This window comes from Denitrificimonas caeni (assembly GCF_905120345.1).
Lineage (GTDB): Bacteria > Pseudomonadota > Gammaproteobacteria > Pseudomonadales > Pseudomonadaceae > Denitrificimonas > Denitrificimonas caeni_A.
The window spans coordinates 32,557-50,472 of sequence record NZ_CAJHOA010000005.1; the positions used below are offsets into that span (position 1 = coordinate 32,557).

The following is a 17,916-nucleotide window of genomic DNA, read 5'->3' on the forward strand; positions in this document are numbered from 1 at the left end:
TTGAGCCCAAGTTTTCGACGTTAGTGATAGAGATTATTTGATGACAAAGACAGTAGTGGTGTTTGAGTATGAGAAAGAAACCAAAAATAGTGTTCGCTATAAGGAGGTTCCTGAAGCAGGAACAGCGCCTATCGTAGGTACTTTGTATGTGCAGAAGTGGTTTGCCGGTGATAGCAAAGCTCTTGAGGTCACGATTGATAAAAAAGACTAACGGGCTCAACATTATTTTGGCGCAGACGGCTTATCCCAATAAGTATAATTGCAGCTAACAACGGCAGACACCTGGAGATTTTAATACTCTGGCTGCGACACGATTTAAAATCAAGAGCAACAAGACATGAAAAAAATGATTCACACTGTTTTTCAGCGCCATTGGAATCCTTATGTCGTACTGCTCATTGCTGGCGTGCTCAGTGCTTTGTACTTCGGTTTGACGTCAACGGTTTGGGCGGTAACCGGTGAGTTTACTCGGCTCGGCGGTGATATTTTACTGCTGCTGGGCGTCGATGCTTCTGCTTGGCAATATTACGCTATGGTCGGTCTGCACGGCACAACGTGGAGCCGTCCTGATGGCTGGATTGTCTGGGGGATGTTTATCGGTGCGCTGATGATGGTGCTCTTGAGTAATAGTTTTAAGATCAGACTTCCACAACACAAACGCCGTTATCTGCAAGGATTGGTTGGCGGCATCATTGCCGGATTTGGTGCGCGTTTAGCATTGGGTTGTAACTTGGCTGCGTTCTTTACCGGGGTGCCACAGTTTTCTTTGCATTCATGGATTTTCATTGTCGCGACTGGAATTGGCACCTTTTTCGGAGCGAAGCTGACGAAAATGCCTTGGTGGAAGGGTCGTCCTTCTTTAGTGCGCGGTGCTGCACAACCGTCTAAGGTCAAAACGCGGATTATCCAGCCGTATGTAGGCGCTGCTATTGCCATTGCTTACCTTGGCTTGATTCTGTACTTTTTTGTTACGGGGCAAAAAGCGCTCGGTTTAGGTGCTCTGTTTGGTCTGGCTTTTGGCATCCTCATTGAGCGTGGGCAAATCTGTTTTACGGCCGCCTTCCGTGATCTGTTTCTCGTTGGTCGCAGTCTGATGGCGAAAGCAATTATTGTCGGGATGGCCGCTAGTTCGGTATTAACCTTCATTATTATTGCAATCTATGGCTTAACGCCGATTACTCAAATTGCTGCGCTCAGCACGCTGGTGGGCGGTGTGTTGTTTGGCTTGGGTATTGTCATGGCTTCGGGGTGTGAAACTGGCATGATGTATCGACTTATGGAAGGGCAGGTGCTTTTCTTACCGGTCTTTGCCGGCAATATTATTGGTGCAACCTTGCTGGCTTATGCCTGGGATCATCTAGGTATTTATAATACCTTGGTCAGTGGGGGGGCAAAAATAAACTTGGTGGATACTATGGGTCCAGTCGCTGCCATTCTCAGTACACTGGCCATGCTTGGGATACTGTATGCCTTAACGGTCGCTCGGGAAAAAAATTATCATCATCATTTCGAATTAAAAAGAGCAGTGAAATAACATGCAAACCACTAAAGAAGCTGATTTCACCCTTGATCTGCGGGGAGAATCTTGTCCCTATCCAGTGATCTACACACTAGAAGCATTGGAAGGCATGAATAAAGGCGAGCTTTTGCAAGTCATCACGGATTGTCCTGGCTCTTTTCGCAATGTTCCCGAAGAAGCGCTCGCGCATGGCTATACCTTTGCTCAAGAACCTATCAAAAATGGCCAGGAGTATCTTTTTTATATTTACGCGTAATCAAAGTAGGTGTCAGCACTAAGCAGCTACTTTTCCAGCGGGCTCAAGCGAGCGCATTGGACATCCCCTAAATCAAAAATCATATAACCAGTACGAGATCACATGAAGCCTTTAACTAAACTCGCTAGAGCAATTATTCCCAACAACGGTGGTGAGTTGACTTTATTCCAGCGTGAAGATGAGTTCTCTATCCGGCTGTCCGGTGTGCGTGGAGAGTTGATGAATAGCCGAGTTTTTAACTCCGAGCAGGAGTTATCTAAACTGGGTTGTGCGCATCTTAAAAACACCGAGAACGCGCAAGTTTTAGTCGGCGGCTTAGGTATGGGCTACACCTTGGCGGCAGCACTGGAGTGTGTGACGGCCAGCTCACGGGTTACTGTGGCAGAACTGATCCCAGAAGTTGTGGAGTGGAATCAGGGGCCGTTAGGTGAATGTGCAGGCCGGCCGTTGGCAGATCAGCGCAGCCATGTGCGCTTGGGTGATATCGTTGAGTTAATCAAACAAGAACAGCCTGATTTTGATGCTATTTTACTGGATGTCGATAATGGTCCGGAAGGCATTACCCATAGCAATAATAACTGGCTGTATTCCACTACAGGTTTAGAGGCTTTATATAACAGTCTGCGCCCTGAAGGTATGTTGGCCGTATGGTCTGCAGGTCCAGATTCGATGTTTGTTATTCAACTGAAAAAAGCTGGGTTTAACGTCACCGTACAAACCGTGAGAGCTCGGCCTGGTAAAGGCAGTCGGCATACTATTTTTCTGGCGAAAAAGCCTTGGCGCTAGTTTGAAGCGCCGTTCTGATCAACGCTTAAGCGCTGTCGAGATTGACTCGAGTAGCGCTTTTTAGCGTGGAGCCTGATACCTGTTGAGCGATTTTAATTATTGGATTTCTAAGAGTTCTACGTCAAAAATCAGCAAAGATCCCGGTTTTATTTTTCCAGTTGCGCTATTGCCGTAGGCTAGGTTGGACGGGATAAAAAATTTAAATGTGTCACCCACTACCATTAATTGCACACCTTCAGTCCATCCTGCAATCACTCGATTTAAAGGGAAACTGATGGGTTCGTTACGTTCTACTGAGCTATCAAATACAGTGCCGTCTAATAGCGAGCCATGATAATGCACTTTTACTGTTGAGCTGGCACTTGGGTGAGTAGTCCCTTCGCCTTTTTTCAGTATTTGATATTGCAGACCTGAAGCGGTTTCGAAGACGCCTTCGTTAGCTTTGTTATTTGCTAAAAAATCACTCCCTATCGCGATATTTTCTGGTGCTATCTTTTTAGCATCTGAATTTCTCATGAAGTAAAAGACTACAAATGCAACGATTAAAGCCAAAAGAACAAATTTCATTAGTTATCCTATTAATGTTGGGACGTTTGTATTTTTACATGCGATTTTGAGGGAAGACTGGCTTACAGGCCATCTCTGTTAATTGATTGGTTGTTCGTCTATCGGGTGAGCAGCGCACAACAGTTGATTACAACGGACTTTTGTTACAGGTCGCCGCTCAACTTAAGGGATGGGTGAGAAGAAGATATCTTTTATTTTAGATCTTTTACAGTATTTGTACTGATCAGCAAATGGTGTGGAGCAACCCTTGAGGGGGTATCCACACCATTGTACGTTTTCATGTCAAAGTGTCACTGACTACTTTTCTTAGCCTTAGCTATTAATTGTAGACATCAAACACACCCAAAGCATGACCTAACCATAGATGCACCAACATACTGGCAATATAACCCAGCAAAATAACAGGGGTCCAGCGTAAGTGGCTCATAAAGGTGTAGTGACCACGTGCAGCACCCATCAGCGCAACACCGGCGGCAGAGCCCACAGACAGCAAGCTACCACCGACACCCGCTGCTAGGGTCACTAGCAACCAATGACCATGGCTAATTTCGGGGTTCATTTCTAGTACGGCAAACATGACTGGAATGTTATCTACCACGGCAGAAATAAGACCAATACCAAATGCTGCCCACGATGCGCCTAGGCCGTCAAACAGGACAACAGAGACTAATTGCAAGTAGCCCAGGTAACCCAAACCACCGACACACATGACCACGCCATAGAAGAATAACAAGGTGTCCCACTCAGCACGGGCGACGTTTTTGAAAACATCAAAAGGAATCACACTACCTAAGTAGCTCAGTTGGCGCTGGTCGTGTTTTTCCTCGGCAACTGTACGCTTCTTGGCCAAAGACGATGGCAAGCTCATGCGGAGGAAGTAACCGAAGAACTGCAAGTAACCCAAACCAACCATCATGCCAAACACAGGTGGTAAGCCTAAGAACTGGTGACCACACACAGCAGTCACAATCGTCAGCAAGAACAACGCCATAATGCGACGAGCGCCACGCTTAAGTTCGACTTTTTCAGTGATGCTGTCAGGTTTTCCTTTAGGGATAAAGAACGTCATTATTATTGCGGGTAACGCAAAGTTAACCACTGCAGGTAAGAACAGATCAAAGAACTCTAAGAACTGAACCTTGCCTGCTTGCCATACCATTAGTGTGGTGATATCACCAAATGGGCTGAATGCGCCACCGGCGTTCGCGGCAACAACAATATTAATACAGCACATGGCAATAAAGCGTTTTTGACCTTCGGCAACCTTAAGTACCACAGCACACATCAACAAAGCTGTGGTTAAGTTATCTGCTACAGGAGAGATAAAGAAGGCCAGAATACCGGTCAGCCAAAAGAGGGTTTTATAACCAAAACCTTTTTGCACCATCCACGCACGTAAACCTTCAAAAACACGACGCTCTTCCATCGCGCTGATGTACGTCATCGCCACTAGCAAAAAGAGCATCAGCTCACTAAAATCAAGGAAGTTTTTGCTAAAGGCTGCACTTGTTGCCGCATGGTCTGTGCTAACAATTCCAACCAGAAGCCAAATAAGACCGGCACCTACTAAAACGGGCTTAGACTTACGCAGCTGTAGCTTTTCCTCAAGCACAACAATTAGGTAAGCAATAGCAAAAATAAAGACAGCCAAATAACCGGCAAGGGTCGATGTAGCATTTAAGTGGTTGACTGGCTCAGCAGATACACTGGCTAAAGCTGGCATCGATAAAAATGCTGCAGCAACAAATATAAACAAACTTCGTAACATAAATGTCTTCTCAAGATTGGCCAAATGGAGGTAGCTGCAAGGCAAGCGCTACGGATTGTTTTAAATGGTAACAAAATGTAAGACTTTACGCTTGAGGATCGTCAAGAAGTTTGAATTTTTAGTAAGAGAAACTCCTGCATCTCGACGCTGACTTTCGCTGAGAGGCCTTACAGCGCAGGGTTGTGAGGGGTTAGCCCTTATCAAACGTCATAGAAATAGGTGCTTTTAGTTCTGACAAGAGTTGACCGTTATTGTCGATCAGGTCGAGATAAAATTATGTACTAGCCTTTATATGGACGATGCGTATCTATAGTCCGTATAAAGGTACCGTTAACACCTCCCTTAAAATCGCTTTCGGTCACTGCTTGAATGTTTTTCAGGGCAGCGCTTAACGCAATGCTAGCCGTTAAAAGAGGACCGTTGTTGTATGCTTGAACGTCAGCAAGACCCCGCAAGATCTGCAAGAGTGCTAGACGTTTTTTTGGCTTTTTTGAAGCTGGGATTCACTTCATTCGGCGGACCTATTGCACATCTGGGTTACCTTAGAACTGAGTTTGTCGAGCGGCGCTGTTGGCTCAACGATAGTCAGTTTGGACACCTCTTAGCGATCTGCCAGTTTTTGCCTGGCCCTGCCAGTAGTCAGCTAGGATTTAGTATTGGTTTGCTGCGTGCGGGTTGGCTCGGCGGGCTTGTGGCTTTTTTAGCTTTTACGCTGCCTTCGGCTATTTTTCTGGTCGGGTTTGCGGCAGCGTTACCGCTTCTATCGGGTCCCGTCGGGCAGGCCAGCATACAAGGGCTAAAGCTAGTGGCTTGTGCCGTAGTTGCCGATGCGGTTCTGGGAATGTTCAAAAAGCTTTGTCCCGATACACCGAGAAAAATCATTGCTGTGTTAGCGACTATTGCTTTGCTCATCCTCGGGACTGCTATGGCTCAGTTGGCCGTGGTGGCGTTGGCTGCAATCGTCGGCGCGTTTCTTCTTCGCGGCAAAATGACATCCAATCAAACAAGCCAATTGCTAGTCCCCTTTGGGACGCGTACTGGAAGTGTTCTTATTGCGCTATTCGTTGGGTTGTTGATCGCACTGCCTATGTTGGCCACTTCAGAATCTGGATTGCTGTCTGTCGCTGAAGCATTCTATCGAGCCGGCGCCTTGGTTTTTGGTGGCGGTCATGTCGTTCTGCCATTGCTTCAGGATTCAGTTGTTGCTTCAGGCTGGGTTTCGTCCAATGACTTTTTAGCCGGTTACGGTGCATCACAAGCTATTCCTGGCCCCATGTTTGCATTCTCCGCCTATCTTGGCTCCGTCATTTCACCTGCTGACAACTCTTATGTCACAGCAGCAACGGCCTTATGTTTTATGTTTCTTCCTGGTTTGCTACTGATCGCTGGTGTTCTCCCATTTTGGCAAGTGCTCTCTCACAGCTCTGCAGCGAGCAACGCCATTGCTGGCGTTAATGCCGCCGTGGTCGGTGTGCTAGGTGCTGCTCTGTATGACCCTATCTTCACCGCAGGCATATCGAGTCTGACTGACTGGGTCATTGCGCTTGTTGCTTTTGGGATGCTAGTGGTATGGCGTGTTTCTCCGCTAGTGGTAATGCTATGGTGTGTTGTCGCCAGTGTTTTACCCGTTTTGCTGTAGATGTAAGCCATTGGCGATTGACAGCTACATTTTAGTAAGGAGTACAAGATGCACATCGGTGTCCTGACCATGACTTTTTCTCTACCTGGATGCGGCTCTCTAAAAGAAAAGCGCCAGCGTATCGGCGGCATGCATGAACGGTTCGGGCGCAACCCAGCGGTGGCGGTCTGCGAGAGTGGCGAACAGAACAAACACGATGCCAGCGAGTGGTCATTTGTGGTGGTGGCAAACTCCAAGCGTGAAGTCGAAGCGCAGTGCAGCCAAATCGAAGACAAGATACAGCGCAGCGTAGAAGGACGTGTGATAAACGTAACTCGTGAGCTTCTCTAATTAAATAAGAGCATTGATTCACTCAAAGATTTGACCACGCATCAGTAGGCTGGTTGAGATCGTGCATTGCTAATGCTATTTCTTGAGCGTTAGGTCTATGTTGTCTACAATGACGCACTTTTTATCGACGCTAGGTCAAACATGAACGACACGACAGCACTACCTGCTTTACCCGATCGTCTTTCGGGTCATCCGCAGAGCCCTCATCATGTGGCACAAATTTTTGAGAATAATATTGGTATTCGGATCAACGGCAAAGAGCGTTTTGATGTTGAGGAATATTGCATCAGCGAAGGTTGGGTGAAAATTGCTTCGCCTAAAGCGAAAGATCGTCGCGGCCAGCCGCTGATGATTACGCTAAAAGGAACTGTTGAAGCTTTTTATAAGTAAGTGATTTTTTAAGATTACTGATGATGGTGCTAAAAGGGTCTAGAGGCATTTAGACCCTTTGCATGATTAGATCGGTATATTACGAGCTTCGCCAGCCCCCAAGCCACAGCTTGCAAGACAAACAGTTCGTTTATCCTATGCTCAATAAAACCTCAAGGTGGTTAGCGCGCTAAAAAAACCTTGGGTACTCCGCCGTGTTGGGCCTTCAGTGCCCACGAAAGACCCGTCACACATTATACGTATTTCCCTAAAGATACTTTAGGTGGGGCACAGTCGGGCGCGGACAGCAAATAAACGCGCAGCCATCGGGGCTTATTAATTTTTATGCCGCCAGTGAGACATACATATGAGCCAAGCCATTAGCAATATCTTTGAGTTTTTAGCGGATGACATCAGCAACGAGCTGTTTGAAAATATTGTCACTGGGCAAAATATAAAAATAGAGCGAATCATATCCAAAGGCCATTCTTCACCGACGTCAGGCTGGTATGATCAAAGTGAAAATGAGTGGGTGATTGTGCTAAAGGGTCAAGCAAAAATAGAGTTTGAAAACCAAGCGCCTGTTCATTTGCTGGCTGGCAGTTACCTTAATATTCCTGCACACACTAAGCATAAAGTGGCTTGGACAGACCCAGATATCGAAACTATATGGTTGGCCGTCCATTATAAATAAGCGTTGCAACAGGTCGCGCAGTGGTGTGATTAATAGCATCGGCGAGTTAAGGCGTCAGTATGACTAAACGAGTTGATCTGCCTGAATGAGCTAGCCAGCGCAGCCGAACATGTGCACATTATAACTGTCCAATTTGTTCAGATTAGGACATCACAGATAAATAAACCTAAAGTAAGGTAGACGTAAGACTCAGAAAACAAACGAATGAGGATAAAAAGATGAGTAGTAATGCAGATATTAATATTCGCCCCGATTACGATCAAGTCATCCAAGATATCGCTGATTATGCATTAACTTTTCAAGTCTCCAGCGAAGAAGCGCTCGACACCGCACGTAACTGTCTAATGGATACACTCGGTTGTGGCTTGCTTGCTTTGCGCTTTCCCGAATGCACAAAACACCTCGGACCGATCGTGCAAGGCACTGTTGTGCCCAATGGCGCGCGAGTGCCAGGTACATCACTGACGCTCGACCCAGTAAAAGCGGCGTGGGACATAGGTTGCATCATTCGCTGGCTGGATTACAACGATACCTGGCTGGCCGCTGAATGGGGGCATCCATCAGACAACCTCGGTGGCATTCTGGCCGTGGCCGATCACTTATCTCAAGTGCGGCTATCCAATGGTGAGCAGCCTTTACTGATGCGCGACGTACTTGAAGCGATGATCATGGCGCATGAAATTCAAGGTGTGATTGCGCTAGAAAACTCGTTTAATCGGGTCGGCTTGTGTCACGTCTTATTAGTCCGCGTTGCCTCAACTGCGGTCGTCACGAAAATGATGGGTGGCAACCGAGAGCAAATTATGGCGGCCATCTCGCAAGCTTGGGTTGATGGCTCGGCACTGCGTACCTATCGTCATGCGCCTAATGCTGGCTCACGTAAATCTTGGGCGGCAGGCGATGCGACTTCAAGAGCGGTGCGTTTAGCCGACATGTCCATGCGCGGCGAAATGGGTATTCCTAGCGTATTAACCGCGCCACAGTGGGGCTTTTATGACGTCTCGTTCTCGAAAACTAATAAAGATCAAAAACTCAAACCTGAGAATGAGCGCCAGTTTTCATTTTCCCAAGACTATGGCTCGTATGTGATGGAAAATATCTTGTTTAAGATTTCCTTTCCTGCAGAGTTCCATGCGCAAACAGCTGCAGAGGCGGCGGTTATTTTACATCCTCAGGTTAAAGATCGCTTAGCGGATATCGACAAAATCGTGATTCGTACCCACGAGTCTGCCATTCGCATTATTTCAAAAACAGGCCCATTGGCTAACGCGGCAGACCGCGATCATTGTTTACAGTACATGGTTGCTGTGCCGTTGATTTTTGGCGACTTGATCGCTGAGCATTACGAAGATGATTTTCATCAGGCTCATCCGCGCATTGATGAACTGCGCAACAAAATGCAAATTGTCGAAGATAAACGCTTTACTGCAGAGTATTTAGAAGCGGACAAACGCTCGATTGCTAATGCTATTCAGGTGTTCTTTAAAGATGGCAGTTGCACCGAAGACGTAGTGGTTGAATACCCAGTGGGTCATCGCCGTCGTCGTGCAGAGGGGATTCCTCTGTTGGAGCTTAAATTTAAATCAAATCTAGCTACACGTTTTCCAAGCCAGCAAAGTGAAACGATTTTCACTCTGTGTAAAGATCAAACCACGTTGGAGGCCACACCAGTTAACCGCTTTATGGACTTGTTTGTTATTGCCTAGGTTTGAGCAAGAGTTTGGTTGACCCAGACTCTTGCATTGCAACATGACGGGTCATATTGTTAGGACTCACAATGAGCTGTGACTTTAGCTGTGAACAATTAACATAACGAATGGGGTCTAGGATGACTGATCAAAATGAGCATCGAATGGCAAATTACATGGCCTTAGAAACCGCCATAATAAATGGCGAGGAGGCGTTGGTGGAAAAGCTATTGGGCAACCGGCCCATGCTTGATATTGAAAGAAGCTACCTTCTTGATTTGGCCAATCTAAACAACAACCACACCATCATAAAACTACTTGAGAACCTTCCCATAAAGAAATAGCTCAGTGTCTCTGTGACTGACTTGAAGCGGCTGGGTGTTAAGCCGTGCGATTCATGGGTAAAATACCTCTCAGCCTGTATGCTGATGTTTGCACTGATGTCATTTTATGATGCTAAAGAGGGTAACTTGATGAGACTTTTACATACAATGCTGCGTGTGGGTGATCTGGATGCTTCGATTGCTTTTTATACTGAAGTGTTAGGCATGCAACTGTTACGTCGTCGTGATTATCCCGAGGGTAAGTTCACCTTGGCGTTTGTTGGTTATGGTGATGAAGCCAGTAACAGTGTGGTTGAATTAACGCATAATTGGGGCGTTGAAAAGTACGATTTGGGTGATGGTTACGGCCATATCGCTTTAGAAGTGAATGATGTCTATAAGGCGTGTGATGATATCCGTGCGCGTGGTGGAAAAATCACTCGTGAGCCGGGACCCATGCAACATGGTTCAAGTATTCTAGCTTTTGTTGAAGACCCGGATGGCTACAAAATTGAGTTGCTATCAGCGCAACGGGGTGACTAATCAGCACCTTGCATATAGCAATAAAAAAGGGCGTCTGTATTAACAGGACGCCCTTTTTTATTGCTATATGCTTTGACCAGCAGCGCTTTCGCACAGCGTTATGGTTGCTGTGCGTTGTCCTCGGTATAACCACCACCTAAGGCTTTATACAGATTGATTTCACTGACCAACTGCGCAAACTGAGTGCTGATGCGTTGTTGTTGCGCATTAAATAACAAGCGCTGTGCATCCAGTAAAGTCAGCTGATTATCAATCCCTTCACGGTAGCGACGATCAGCCAGTTTTAAATACTCGTCACTGGATTGAACCAGATCATCATGGGCGGCCAGTTGTTGCTTATAGGTGGTACGCTCAATCAGGCCGTCAGCCACCTCTTGGAAAGCCGTTTGAATGGCTTTTTCGTAGCGGGCGATATTGATATCTTTTTGGATCTTGCTGTAGTCCAAGTTAGCGCTTAAACGACCAGCATTAAATATCGGTATATTAATGCTTGGCATAAACAACCATGAACCACTGCCGCTATCAAACAATCCCGATAAGTCAGGGCTTAAGCTACCCGCATTCGCAGTTAAGCTAATGCTGGGGAAAAATGCTGCACGGGCGGCACCAATATTGGCGTTAGCCGCTTTCAGTTCATATTCGGCTTGTAGGATGTCGGGACGACGCTGCAGCAAATCAGCAGGTAAACCGACCGGTAACTGTGCAAACCTAAACTGATTGAGTGGTACGGCTTTAGCAAGGTCAGCTGGTGCTTTGCTGCCTAACAGCAGATTCAGTGCGTTACGGCTTTGTACTGTTTGTCGCTCAAACTGGGCCAGGCTAATCCGTGCACCATGAGCCGCGGTGCGTGCTTGTTGCAGTTCAAGTGAGGCTGCAATTCCAGCATCATAGCTGCGCTCAACCAGCCCCAAACTGTCTTCATAGGTGGCTAAGGTGTCGCGCACTAAGGCTAAGGTTTCTTGATCTGCTTGCAGAGTCAAATAAGCAGTGGCAACACTAGCGATTAAACTCAGCTGTGTACTGCGCTGGGCTTGCTCGCTGGCAAAGTAGGTCTCTAATGCTTGATCACGTAAGCTGCGCACACGGCCAAAGAAGTCGAGTTCCCATGCGCTAATACCTACGTTTGCCGAGTACTGACTGTTGATCGTCGAGTCACTCCCAGTAGGGTTCATACTGCCAGGAATACGCTGACGAGTGGCACCGCCACTGGCATCGAGCGAAGGGTACAGAGCGCTGCGTTGAATGCTGTACTGTGCGCGGAATGCCTCAACATTCAGTGCCGCAATACGCATATCACGGTTGTTGTCTAAGGCGGTATTGATCAGAGATTGCAAGACTGGATCTTGGAAAAACTCACGCCAGTTGGGGAGGGCCGCTAGGCTCTGTTGCACATCTGTATCACTCCACTGTTCAGCAACCGGCGCTTCGGGTTGCTGATAGTTAGGAATCAGTGAACAACCGGTTAGTGCCATCAATAACGCAGCGGCGAGGGCGGTACGCTTCATGGTGCGTCCTCCTGTTTATCAGCGGTTGTTTTAAATAAAGAGCTCACAAATACATAAAACAAGGGCACAAAGAATATAGCCAAAAGCATTGCGGTTAACATTCCGCCGATCACGCCGGTTCCGATTGCATGTTTACTGCCCGCACCAGCACCCGTCGATATCGCCAGTGGTGTTACGCCGAGGATAAAGGCCAGCGAGGTCATGATAATCGGACGTAGACGAATACGGCTGGCTTCTACTGCCGCTTCAGCCAAGCTCATGCCTTGCTCATGCAGAGATTTTGCGAACTCAACAATCAAGATCGCATTACGCGCCGATAAGCCAATGGTGGTGAGCAAACCAATTTGGAAATACACGTCATTGGATAAGCCACGACCATAAGTCGCTAGCAAGGCACCGATGATGCCTAAAGGTACGACCAGCATCACCGAGAATGGGATTGACCAGCTCTCGTACATCGCTGCTAAGCATAAAAATACGACTAATAACGACAGCGCATACAAAGCAGGCGCTTGGTCACCCGACAGACGTTCCTCGTAGGATAAGCCTGTCCAAGCCATACCCACACCAGTCGGTAGTTGCTTGGCGATTTCTTCTACGGCCAACATGGCATCACCCGAACTTGAGCCTGGCGCTGCGCTACCAAGAACTTCCATGGCCGGTACGCCGTTATAACGCGATAGTTTCGGTGGGCCATAGGTCCATTCGCCACGGGCAAAGCTGTTAAATGGAATCATCTCGCCTTTATTATTGCGCACATACCATTTAGCTAAGTCTTCAGGGTTCATCCTTGCATTAGCTTCGGCTTGCATAAAGACTTTTTTCACGCGGCCGCGATCAATAAAGTCGTTGACGTAACTACTGCCCCACGCCGCTGATAGCGTTTGGTTAATTTCGGCTAATGACAAGCCCATGGCGCTGGCTTTTTCATCATCAATAATCAACTTGTATTGCGGCTCATCGCGCAAACCGTTGGCGCGCACTTGTGTTAAGCGTGGGTCTTGATTCGCCAACTGGACAAACTGATCGCGCGCTTGGCTGAGTACGGCGTGGCCGACACCCGCACGGTCTTGCAAGAACATATTAAAACCAGTGGCGTTACCCAGCTCCATCACTGCGGGTGGTGCAAAAGCGAACACCATTGCATCACGGAAAGAGAAGAAGTGCATTTGTGCACGTTTGGCTAAAGAAAACACGTTTTGATGCGCTTGGGTGCGCTCTTCCCAAGGCTTCAGGCCAATAAACGCCATCCCAGAGTTTTGCCCACGCCCGGCAAAGTTAAAGCCGGTAATCGCAAACACAGAACGAACGGTGTCGGTTTCTTCATTGAGCAAATAGTCACGCATTTTGCTGACGACTTCATAGGTGCGTTCAGTGGTTGAGCCTTCTGGCGTTTGTATCTGGGCAAATAGCACGCCTTGATCTTCTTCGGGTAAGAATGAGGTGGGGATTTGGGTAAACATCCAGCCCATAATGGCCACGATTATCAGATACATCAGTAGGTAAGGTGTTTTACGACGAATCATCGCGGTAACGCCTTGCTCGTAGCGATTAACACCCCGCTGGAAGCTGCGGTTGAACCAACCGAAGAAACCGCGTTTTTCGATATTGCCACCTTTTTTAATGGGTTTGAGCATGGTGGCGCACAGGGCTGGGGTAAAGATCAAAGCGACCATCACCGAGAGCACCATGGCGGAAACAATGGTGACCGAGAATTGCTGGTAAATCGCCCCGGTCGAGCCTTCAAAGAAGGCCATCGGAATAAATACTGCCGACAGTACTAAACCGATACCAACCAGAGCACCTTGAATTTGCCCCATTGATTTACGGGTTGCTTCGAGCGGTGATAGGCCTTCTTCCTCCATCACTCGTTCGACGTTTTCCACCACAACAATGGCGTCATCCACCAAGAGGCCGATGGCCAATACCATGGCGAACATGGTCAGGGTGTTAATGCTGTAGCCAAACGCTGCTAATACACCGAATGTACCGAGAATCACGACCGGAACAGCCAAGGCCGGGATTAAGGTCACACGCAGGTTTTGCATAAATAAGTACATCACCAAGAACACCAGCACAAAGGCTTCGGCAAGGGTGTAAATAACCCCCTCAATCGAAGCTGAAATCACTGGTGTAGTGTCGTACGGGTAAACAATTTTCATCCCTTGCGGGAAAAAGGGCTCCAGCTCAGCCAAGGTCGCACGTACGGCGCGAGCCGTATCTAGGGCGTTGGCACCGGTGGCCAGCTTGATACCGATACCTGTTGCTGCGCTACCATTGTATTCGGCGTTAACACTGTAGTTTTCACCCCCCAATTCAACCCGAGCCACATCTTTCAGACGTACTTGTGAGCCATCTTGATTCACTTTCAGCAGAATGTTTTCAAATTGTTCTGGGGTTTCAAAGCGGGTTTTACCAATAATGGTAGCAGTCAGTTGCTGGTTAGGCGAGGCAGGTAAACCACCCAGTTGGCCTGATGATACTTGCACGTTTTGCGCACGAATGGCGTTCGAAACATCCACCGGCGTCATCGCGAAGTTGGTCAGTTTGGCTGGATCGAGCCAGATACGCATTGCATATTGTGCGCCGAAAATCTGGAAGTCACCGACACCTGCAGTACGTGAAATAGGGTCTTGAATGTTGGAGACGGTGTAGTCAGCCAGGTCATACCTGCTCATGCTACCGTCTTCAGAAATAATCCCTACGACCATTAAGAAGTTGCGCGCCGATTTGGTCACGCGAATCCCTTGCTGCTGTACTTCTTGCGGTAGCAATGGTGTGGCCAGTTGCAGTTTATTTTGCACCTGCACTTGAGCCGTATCGGGATCAACATCCTGCTCAAAAGTGATGGTAATGCTCATGCTGCCATCGGAGTTACTTTCTGACGAAATATAACGCAGACCGTCAATACCGTTCATTTTTTGTTCGATCACTTGCACCACGGTATCTTGCACTGTTTGTGCAGAGGCACCAGGGTAGCTGACCGAAATACCTACAGCAGGTGGAGCAATGCTGGGGTATTGATTGACCGGCAATTTAAGAATTGCGAGACCACCAACTAACATCACCACAAGGGCTAAAACCCAAGCGAAAATGGGGCGGTCGATAAAAAAGTTCGACATGAAGTTATCCCTTATTGAGCTTGGCTTGCAGCGTTTTCAGAAGTCTCAGTACTGTCTGTTGCTGCTTTAACGTTGCCAGCAGGGTATGGGTCAACGCTTGCGCCTGACTTCACAAACTGGGTACCTTCAGTGATGATACGATCGCCATCGTGTAAACCCTCAGTGACTAACCAGCGATCACCAACAGTACGCTGCGCTTTTAAGCTACGTACTTCAACGGTATTGTCGGCATTGACCACCATGGCTGTCGCTTCACCTTTAGCGTTGCGGGTGATCCCTTGCTGAGGCGCTAAAATGGCTTGGCTCTGCACACCATTGACTAGGTTGGCTTGAACAAACATGCCAGGTAGCAGCAGACCGTCAGGATTTGGGAAGACGGCGCGTAAGGTCACTGAACCGGTGCTGGCATCGACTGATACTTCAGAGAACTCTAGAGTACCGGTATGTGGATAGGCACTGCTGTCTTGGAGCTTTAACGAGACCTGTGCGGCATTATCACCGGCTTTTTCCAGTTGACCACTGGCCAGTTCGCGGCGTAAGCGCAATAAGTCATTGGCGGATTGGGTGACATCCACATAAATGGGATCCAACTGCTGAATCACTGCTAACTCTTGTGCTTGACCGCTATTGACTAGCGCACCTTCACTGACACTGGAGCGGCCAATACGACCGGCAATAGGAGCGAGTACGCGAGTGTAGCGTTGTTCGATTTTTGCCCGTTCCAGCGCCGCTTCTGCTTGCAGACGGTTGGCTTGTGCGTCATCGTACTGTTGGCGACTCACAGCGCGCTCTTCGACCAGTAATTTATAACGATCGGCCAACGAGCGAGCGGCTAAGAAGCTGGCTTGTGCACTTTTTAAATTGGCTTCATAAAGAGCAGGATCAATTTGATACAGTTGTTGATTGGCTTTAACTTCGCTGCCTTCTTTGAAGAGGCGTTTTTGGATAATACCATTGACCTGCGGTCGCACTTCAGCAATGCGATAGGCAGCGGTTCTACCGGGTAACTCGCTGGTTAGGGTGTACGCTTGTGAAGATAGAGTGACAATGCCAACTTTAGGCGTTGGACGCTCTTGCTGTACAGGCTCTTTGGGTTGGTCACAAGCACTGATCAGTACTGCACAAGCAAGAGTCAGAAAAATAGCAGTAGTGCTTGATGAAGGGCGGGTCATAGAAATATTCCTAATTAGCATCTTTTTTAGCAGTGCACGATAAACGCACGCAAATACGGGTGCAGAGCTGCTCAATTATGCACTGTTTTAGGCTGAAATGCAGTGCGTTTTGATTTAGCCGGTTAATATACATTCATTGGTGTATGTTGGTAAGAGGCTTATTTAAATGGCGGTTTTTTATCGCTAAATAGCGTGTTTGCTCTAGCTTTTTAGGCATAATGGTGCACAGCTTTATTTTGCACAGAAAGGTGAGTAATGACTCCGGCTATTCTCTTATTAAAACAAAAATGCATTGCTCATCGCGTGCATAGCTATAACCATGATTCACGTTCGCCGTCTTACGGTCTTGAGGCGGCGGAAAAACTAGGTTTAGCGCCTGAACGTGTGTTTAAAACCTTATTGGTCAACACCGAGGCGGGAGAGTTATTGGTTGCAGTGTTGCCGGTGCATGCGCAGCTTAATTTAAAAGCTATTGCTGCCTGTGCTGGAGTTAAAAAAACTGAAATGGCTGACCCAAGACAGGCGCAACGGAGTACAGGGTATTTAGTCGGCGGTATCAGCGCCTTGGCACAGAAAAAATCTTTACGCACATTTTTAGATTGCAGTGCTAAGAAATTTGCCACTTTATATATCAGTGCCGGTCGTCGAGGTTTGGAAGTTGAAATTGCGGCTGATGATTTGTTGCTCTTAACTCAAGGGCAGTGTGTTGATATTGCTAACTTTAGTGAGTGATGGGCGCGTCGTGCTGTGCTGCTTCTTGTTGTAAATCAAGAAAAGCCTGTGCTGCGCGTCAAGAGTAGTGAAGCATTATCAATAAGGTATTAAGGTAAGCGCAACTTGACTGGCATCAACTCTGATTAATACAGTCGTTGTGAATGATGCCCTATACGTATTGATTTGTTCAGGAGCGGTGTATGCAGTTCACGCATCCAGCTGTGAGTGCTATTTTGCGGCATCTTTTTTTTAAGCATCTTGGTCCAGTGGAACAAGAGCGTTTAATTGCGCAAAGTCATGAGCAGGAGTTTGGCGCAGGCGAGCTATTAATCCGCCAAGGGCAGCCTGCTGAGCGTTTCTTCTTGGTTCTAAAAGGACGGGTTAAGCTCTACCGTATTTCTGCGGATGGCCAAGAGAAGGTCGTTGAAATCATTCAAGCAGGGCAAACCTTTGCTGAAGCCGTCATGTTTATGCAGCGCTCGGAATATCCGGTTTGTGCCGAAACCTTAGAAGCGGTGCAGTTGGTGAGTTTTCCAAATCGACTGATGATGACCTTGCTCGAAGAAAATCCAAAAGTCTGCATTCAGTTATTGGGTCATATGAGCATGCGCTTACATCAGCGTCTAGGTGAGTTAGAAACCCTAACTTTACAAAATGCGACGCAGCGCTTTGCTTTGTATTTGATTCAACAGCTTGAAGACCGTGGACAAGAAACCGTTGATATTGAATTACCCTTGCCAAAACGCCTGATCGCTGCGCGTTTGTCGATGCAGCCGGAAACCTTGTCACGAATTATGGCGCGTTTAAATCAACAAGAATTGATCATAATGAAAGGCCGTAGTATCCATATTCCAAGTATTGAACGCTTACTAGAGCCGTTTGCTTAACGGCACTAGTGTTTTCTCTCGATTGCTTTAAGTG

Annotated in this window: 18 protein-coding genes; 13 read left to right on the top strand and 5 right to left on the bottom strand. The window is 47.5% G+C overall.

What is annotated here, in order from left to right; all coding sequences use genetic code 11:
* Window positions 1–40: 40 nt before the first annotated feature.
* The 4 genes from JYJ62_RS10265 to JYJ62_RS10280 all read left to right on the top strand — a co-directional run bounded on the left by JYJ62_RS10265 (window position 41) and on the right by JYJ62_RS10280 (window position 2,561).
* Complete coding sequence (locus JYJ62_RS10265; RefSeq protein ID WP_205342132.1) at window positions 41–211, top strand: hypothetical protein; 171 nt, start codon at window positions 41–43, stop codon at window positions 209–211.
* Between the two features lie 126 nt (window positions 212–337).
* Entirely contained in the window at window positions 338–1,534 is a 1,197-nt protein-coding gene (gene yedE / locus JYJ62_RS10270) for a selenium metabolism membrane protein YedE/FdhT (RefSeq protein ID WP_205342133.1), read from the top strand.
* A 1-nt stretch (window position 1,535) separates the two neighbouring features.
* Entirely contained in the window at window positions 1,536–1,775 is a 240-nt protein-coding gene (yedF, locus tag JYJ62_RS10275; protein WP_205342134.1) for a sulfurtransferase-like selenium metabolism protein YedF, read from the top strand.
* Between the two features lie 102 nt (window positions 1,776–1,877).
* The gene (locus JYJ62_RS10280) at window positions 1,878–2,561 is read left to right on the top strand and encodes a hypothetical protein (RefSeq protein ID WP_205342135.1); all 684 of its coding nucleotides are present in this window, start codon (window positions 1,878–1,880) and stop codon (window positions 2,559–2,561) included.
* Between the two features lie 96 nt (window positions 2,562–2,657).
* Here the strand turns inward: JYJ62_RS10280 and JYJ62_RS10285 are convergent, their stop codons facing one another.
* Window positions 2,658–3,128 (bottom strand): FKBP-type peptidyl-prolyl cis-trans isomerase, encoded by a 471-nt coding sequence (locus JYJ62_RS10285; RefSeq protein WP_205342136.1) that lies wholly within the window; start codon window positions 3,126–3,128, stop codon window positions 2,658–2,660.
* Window positions 3,129–3,447: 319 nt separating this feature from the next.
* Entirely contained in the window at window positions 3,448–4,896 is a 1,449-nt protein-coding gene (nhaD, locus tag JYJ62_RS10290; RefSeq protein WP_205342138.1) for a sodium:proton antiporter NhaD, read from the bottom strand.
* Window positions 4,897–5,323: 427 nt separating this feature from the next.
* On the opposite strand from nhaD, the gene chrA reads away from it, so the two are divergent.
* From chrA to gloA, 7 genes are all read left to right on the top strand, one after another.
* Window positions 5,324–6,535: a chromate efflux transporter gene (gene chrA, locus JYJ62_RS10295; protein ID WP_205342139.1), complete on the top strand. Its 1,212-nt coding sequence runs from the start codon at window positions 5,324–5,326 to the stop codon at window positions 6,533–6,535.
* A gap of 48 nt (window positions 6,536–6,583) precedes the next feature.
* On the top strand, window positions 6,584–6,865 hold the full coding sequence (locus JYJ62_RS10300) for a DUF503 domain-containing protein (protein ID WP_205342140.1): 282 nt from the start codon (window positions 6,584–6,586) through the stop codon (window positions 6,863–6,865).
* Window positions 6,866–7,006: 141 nt separating this feature from the next.
* A complete protein-coding gene (locus tag JYJ62_RS10305) occupies window positions 7,007–7,255 on the top strand; it encodes a DUF3297 family protein (RefSeq protein WP_205342141.1) in 249 nt (82 codons plus the stop codon).
* 346 nt (window positions 7,256–7,601) lie between these two features.
* The gene (locus tag JYJ62_RS10310) at window positions 7,602–7,928 is read left to right on the top strand and encodes a cupin domain-containing protein (protein ID WP_205342142.1); all 327 of its coding nucleotides are present in this window, start codon (window positions 7,602–7,604) and stop codon (window positions 7,926–7,928) included.
* A gap of 218 nt (window positions 7,929–8,146) precedes the next feature.
* Window positions 8,147–9,634, top strand: coding sequence for a 2-methylcitrate dehydratase (gene prpD, locus JYJ62_RS10315; RefSeq protein WP_205342143.1), 1,488 nt, complete (start codon window positions 8,147–8,149; stop codon window positions 9,632–9,634).
* Window positions 9,635–9,756: 122 nt separating this feature from the next.
* Complete coding sequence (locus JYJ62_RS10320) at window positions 9,757–9,960, top strand: hypothetical protein (protein ID WP_205342144.1); 204 nt, start codon at window positions 9,757–9,759, stop codon at window positions 9,958–9,960.
* A 129-nt stretch (window positions 9,961–10,089) separates the two neighbouring features.
* The gene (gene gloA / locus JYJ62_RS10325; RefSeq protein ID WP_205342145.1) at window positions 10,090–10,482 is read left to right on the top strand and encodes a lactoylglutathione lyase; all 393 of its coding nucleotides are present in this window, start codon (window positions 10,090–10,092) and stop codon (window positions 10,480–10,482) included.
* 98 nt (window positions 10,483–10,580) lie between these two features.
* On the opposite strand, the gene JYJ62_RS10330 is transcribed toward gloA, so the two are convergent.
* Genes JYJ62_RS10330 through JYJ62_RS10340 form a run of 3 tightly spaced genes read right to left on the bottom strand, consistent with a single transcriptional unit; the run spans window position 10,581 to window position 16,281 of the window.
* Entirely contained in the window at window positions 10,581–11,987 is a 1,407-nt protein-coding gene (locus tag JYJ62_RS10330) for an efflux transporter outer membrane subunit (protein WP_205342146.1), read from the bottom strand.
* On the bottom strand, window positions 11,984–15,109 hold the full coding sequence (locus JYJ62_RS10335) for an efflux RND transporter permease subunit (protein WP_205342147.1): 3,126 nt from the start codon (window positions 15,107–15,109) through the stop codon (window positions 11,984–11,986). The genes JYJ62_RS10330 and JYJ62_RS10335 overlap by 4 nt, the downstream gene beginning before the upstream one ends.
* A gap of 11 nt (window positions 15,110–15,120) precedes the next feature.
* Entirely contained in the window at window positions 15,121–16,281 is a 1,161-nt protein-coding gene (locus tag JYJ62_RS10340) for an efflux RND transporter periplasmic adaptor subunit (protein ID WP_205342148.1), read from the bottom strand.
* Window positions 16,282–16,536: 255 nt separating this feature from the next.
* On the opposite strand from JYJ62_RS10340, the gene ybaK reads away from it, so the two are divergent.
* Both ybaK and JYJ62_RS10350 read left to right on the top strand, forming a co-directional pair.
* Window positions 16,537–17,013 (top strand): Cys-tRNA(Pro) deacylase, encoded by a 477-nt coding sequence (gene ybaK, locus JYJ62_RS10345; protein WP_205342149.1) that lies wholly within the window; start codon window positions 16,537–16,539, stop codon window positions 17,011–17,013.
* Window positions 17,014–17,195: 182 nt separating this feature from the next.
* On the top strand, window positions 17,196–17,882 hold the full coding sequence (locus JYJ62_RS10350) for a Crp/Fnr family transcriptional regulator (RefSeq protein WP_205342150.1): 687 nt from the start codon (window positions 17,196–17,198) through the stop codon (window positions 17,880–17,882).
* The last annotated feature ends 34 nt before the right edge of the window (window positions 17,883–17,916 follow it).

Bases quoted from the DNA above. Each gene is read 5' to 3' on its own strand.
- JYJ62_RS10265 (WP_205342132.1), top strand. From the start codon at position 41: ATGACAAAGACAGTAGTGGTGTTTGAGTATGAGAAAGAAACCAAAAAT.
- yedE (WP_205342133.1), top strand. From the start codon at position 338: ATGAAAAAAATGATTCACACTGTTTTTCAGCGCCATTGGAATCCTTAT.
- yedF (WP_205342134.1), top strand. From the start codon at position 1,536: ATGCAAACCACTAAAGAAGCTGATTTCACCCTTGATCTGCGGGGAGAA.
- JYJ62_RS10280 (WP_205342135.1), top strand. From the start codon at position 1,878: ATGAAGCCTTTAACTAAACTCGCTAGAGCAATTATTCCCAACAACGGT.
- JYJ62_RS10285 (WP_205342136.1), bottom strand. From the start codon at position 3,128: ATGAAATTTGTTCTTTTGGCTTTAATCGTTGCATTTGTAGTCTTTTAC.
- nhaD (WP_205342138.1), bottom strand. From the start codon at position 4,896: ATGTTACGAAGTTTGTTTATATTTGTTGCTGCAGCATTTTTATCGATG.
- chrA (WP_205342139.1), top strand. From the start codon at position 5,324: ATGCTTGAACGTCAGCAAGACCCCGCAAGATCTGCAAGAGTGCTAGAC.
- JYJ62_RS10300 (WP_205342140.1), top strand. From the start codon at position 6,584: ATGCACATCGGTGTCCTGACCATGACTTTTTCTCTACCTGGATGCGGC.
- JYJ62_RS10305 (WP_205342141.1), top strand. From the start codon at position 7,007: ATGAACGACACGACAGCACTACCTGCTTTACCCGATCGTCTTTCGGGT.
- JYJ62_RS10310 (WP_205342142.1), top strand. From the start codon at position 7,602: ATGAGCCAAGCCATTAGCAATATCTTTGAGTTTTTAGCGGATGACATC.
- prpD (WP_205342143.1), top strand. From the start codon at position 8,147: ATGAGTAGTAATGCAGATATTAATATTCGCCCCGATTACGATCAAGTC.
- JYJ62_RS10320 (WP_205342144.1), top strand. From the start codon at position 9,757: ATGACTGATCAAAATGAGCATCGAATGGCAAATTACATGGCCTTAGAA.
- gloA (WP_205342145.1), top strand. From the start codon at position 10,090: ATGAGACTTTTACATACAATGCTGCGTGTGGGTGATCTGGATGCTTCG.
- JYJ62_RS10330 (WP_205342146.1), bottom strand. From the start codon at position 11,987: ATGAAGCGTACCGCCCTCGCCGCTGCGTTATTGATGGCACTAACCGGT.
- JYJ62_RS10335 (WP_205342147.1), bottom strand. From the start codon at position 15,109: ATGTCGAACTTTTTTATCGACCGCCCCATTTTCGCTTGGGTTTTAGCC.
- JYJ62_RS10340 (WP_205342148.1), bottom strand. From the start codon at position 16,281: ATGACCCGCCCTTCATCAAGCACTACTGCTATTTTTCTGACTCTTGCT.
- ybaK (WP_205342149.1), top strand. From the start codon at position 16,537: ATGACTCCGGCTATTCTCTTATTAAAACAAAAATGCATTGCTCATCGC.
- JYJ62_RS10350 (WP_205342150.1), top strand. From the start codon at position 17,196: ATGCAGTTCACGCATCCAGCTGTGAGTGCTATTTTGCGGCATCTTTTT.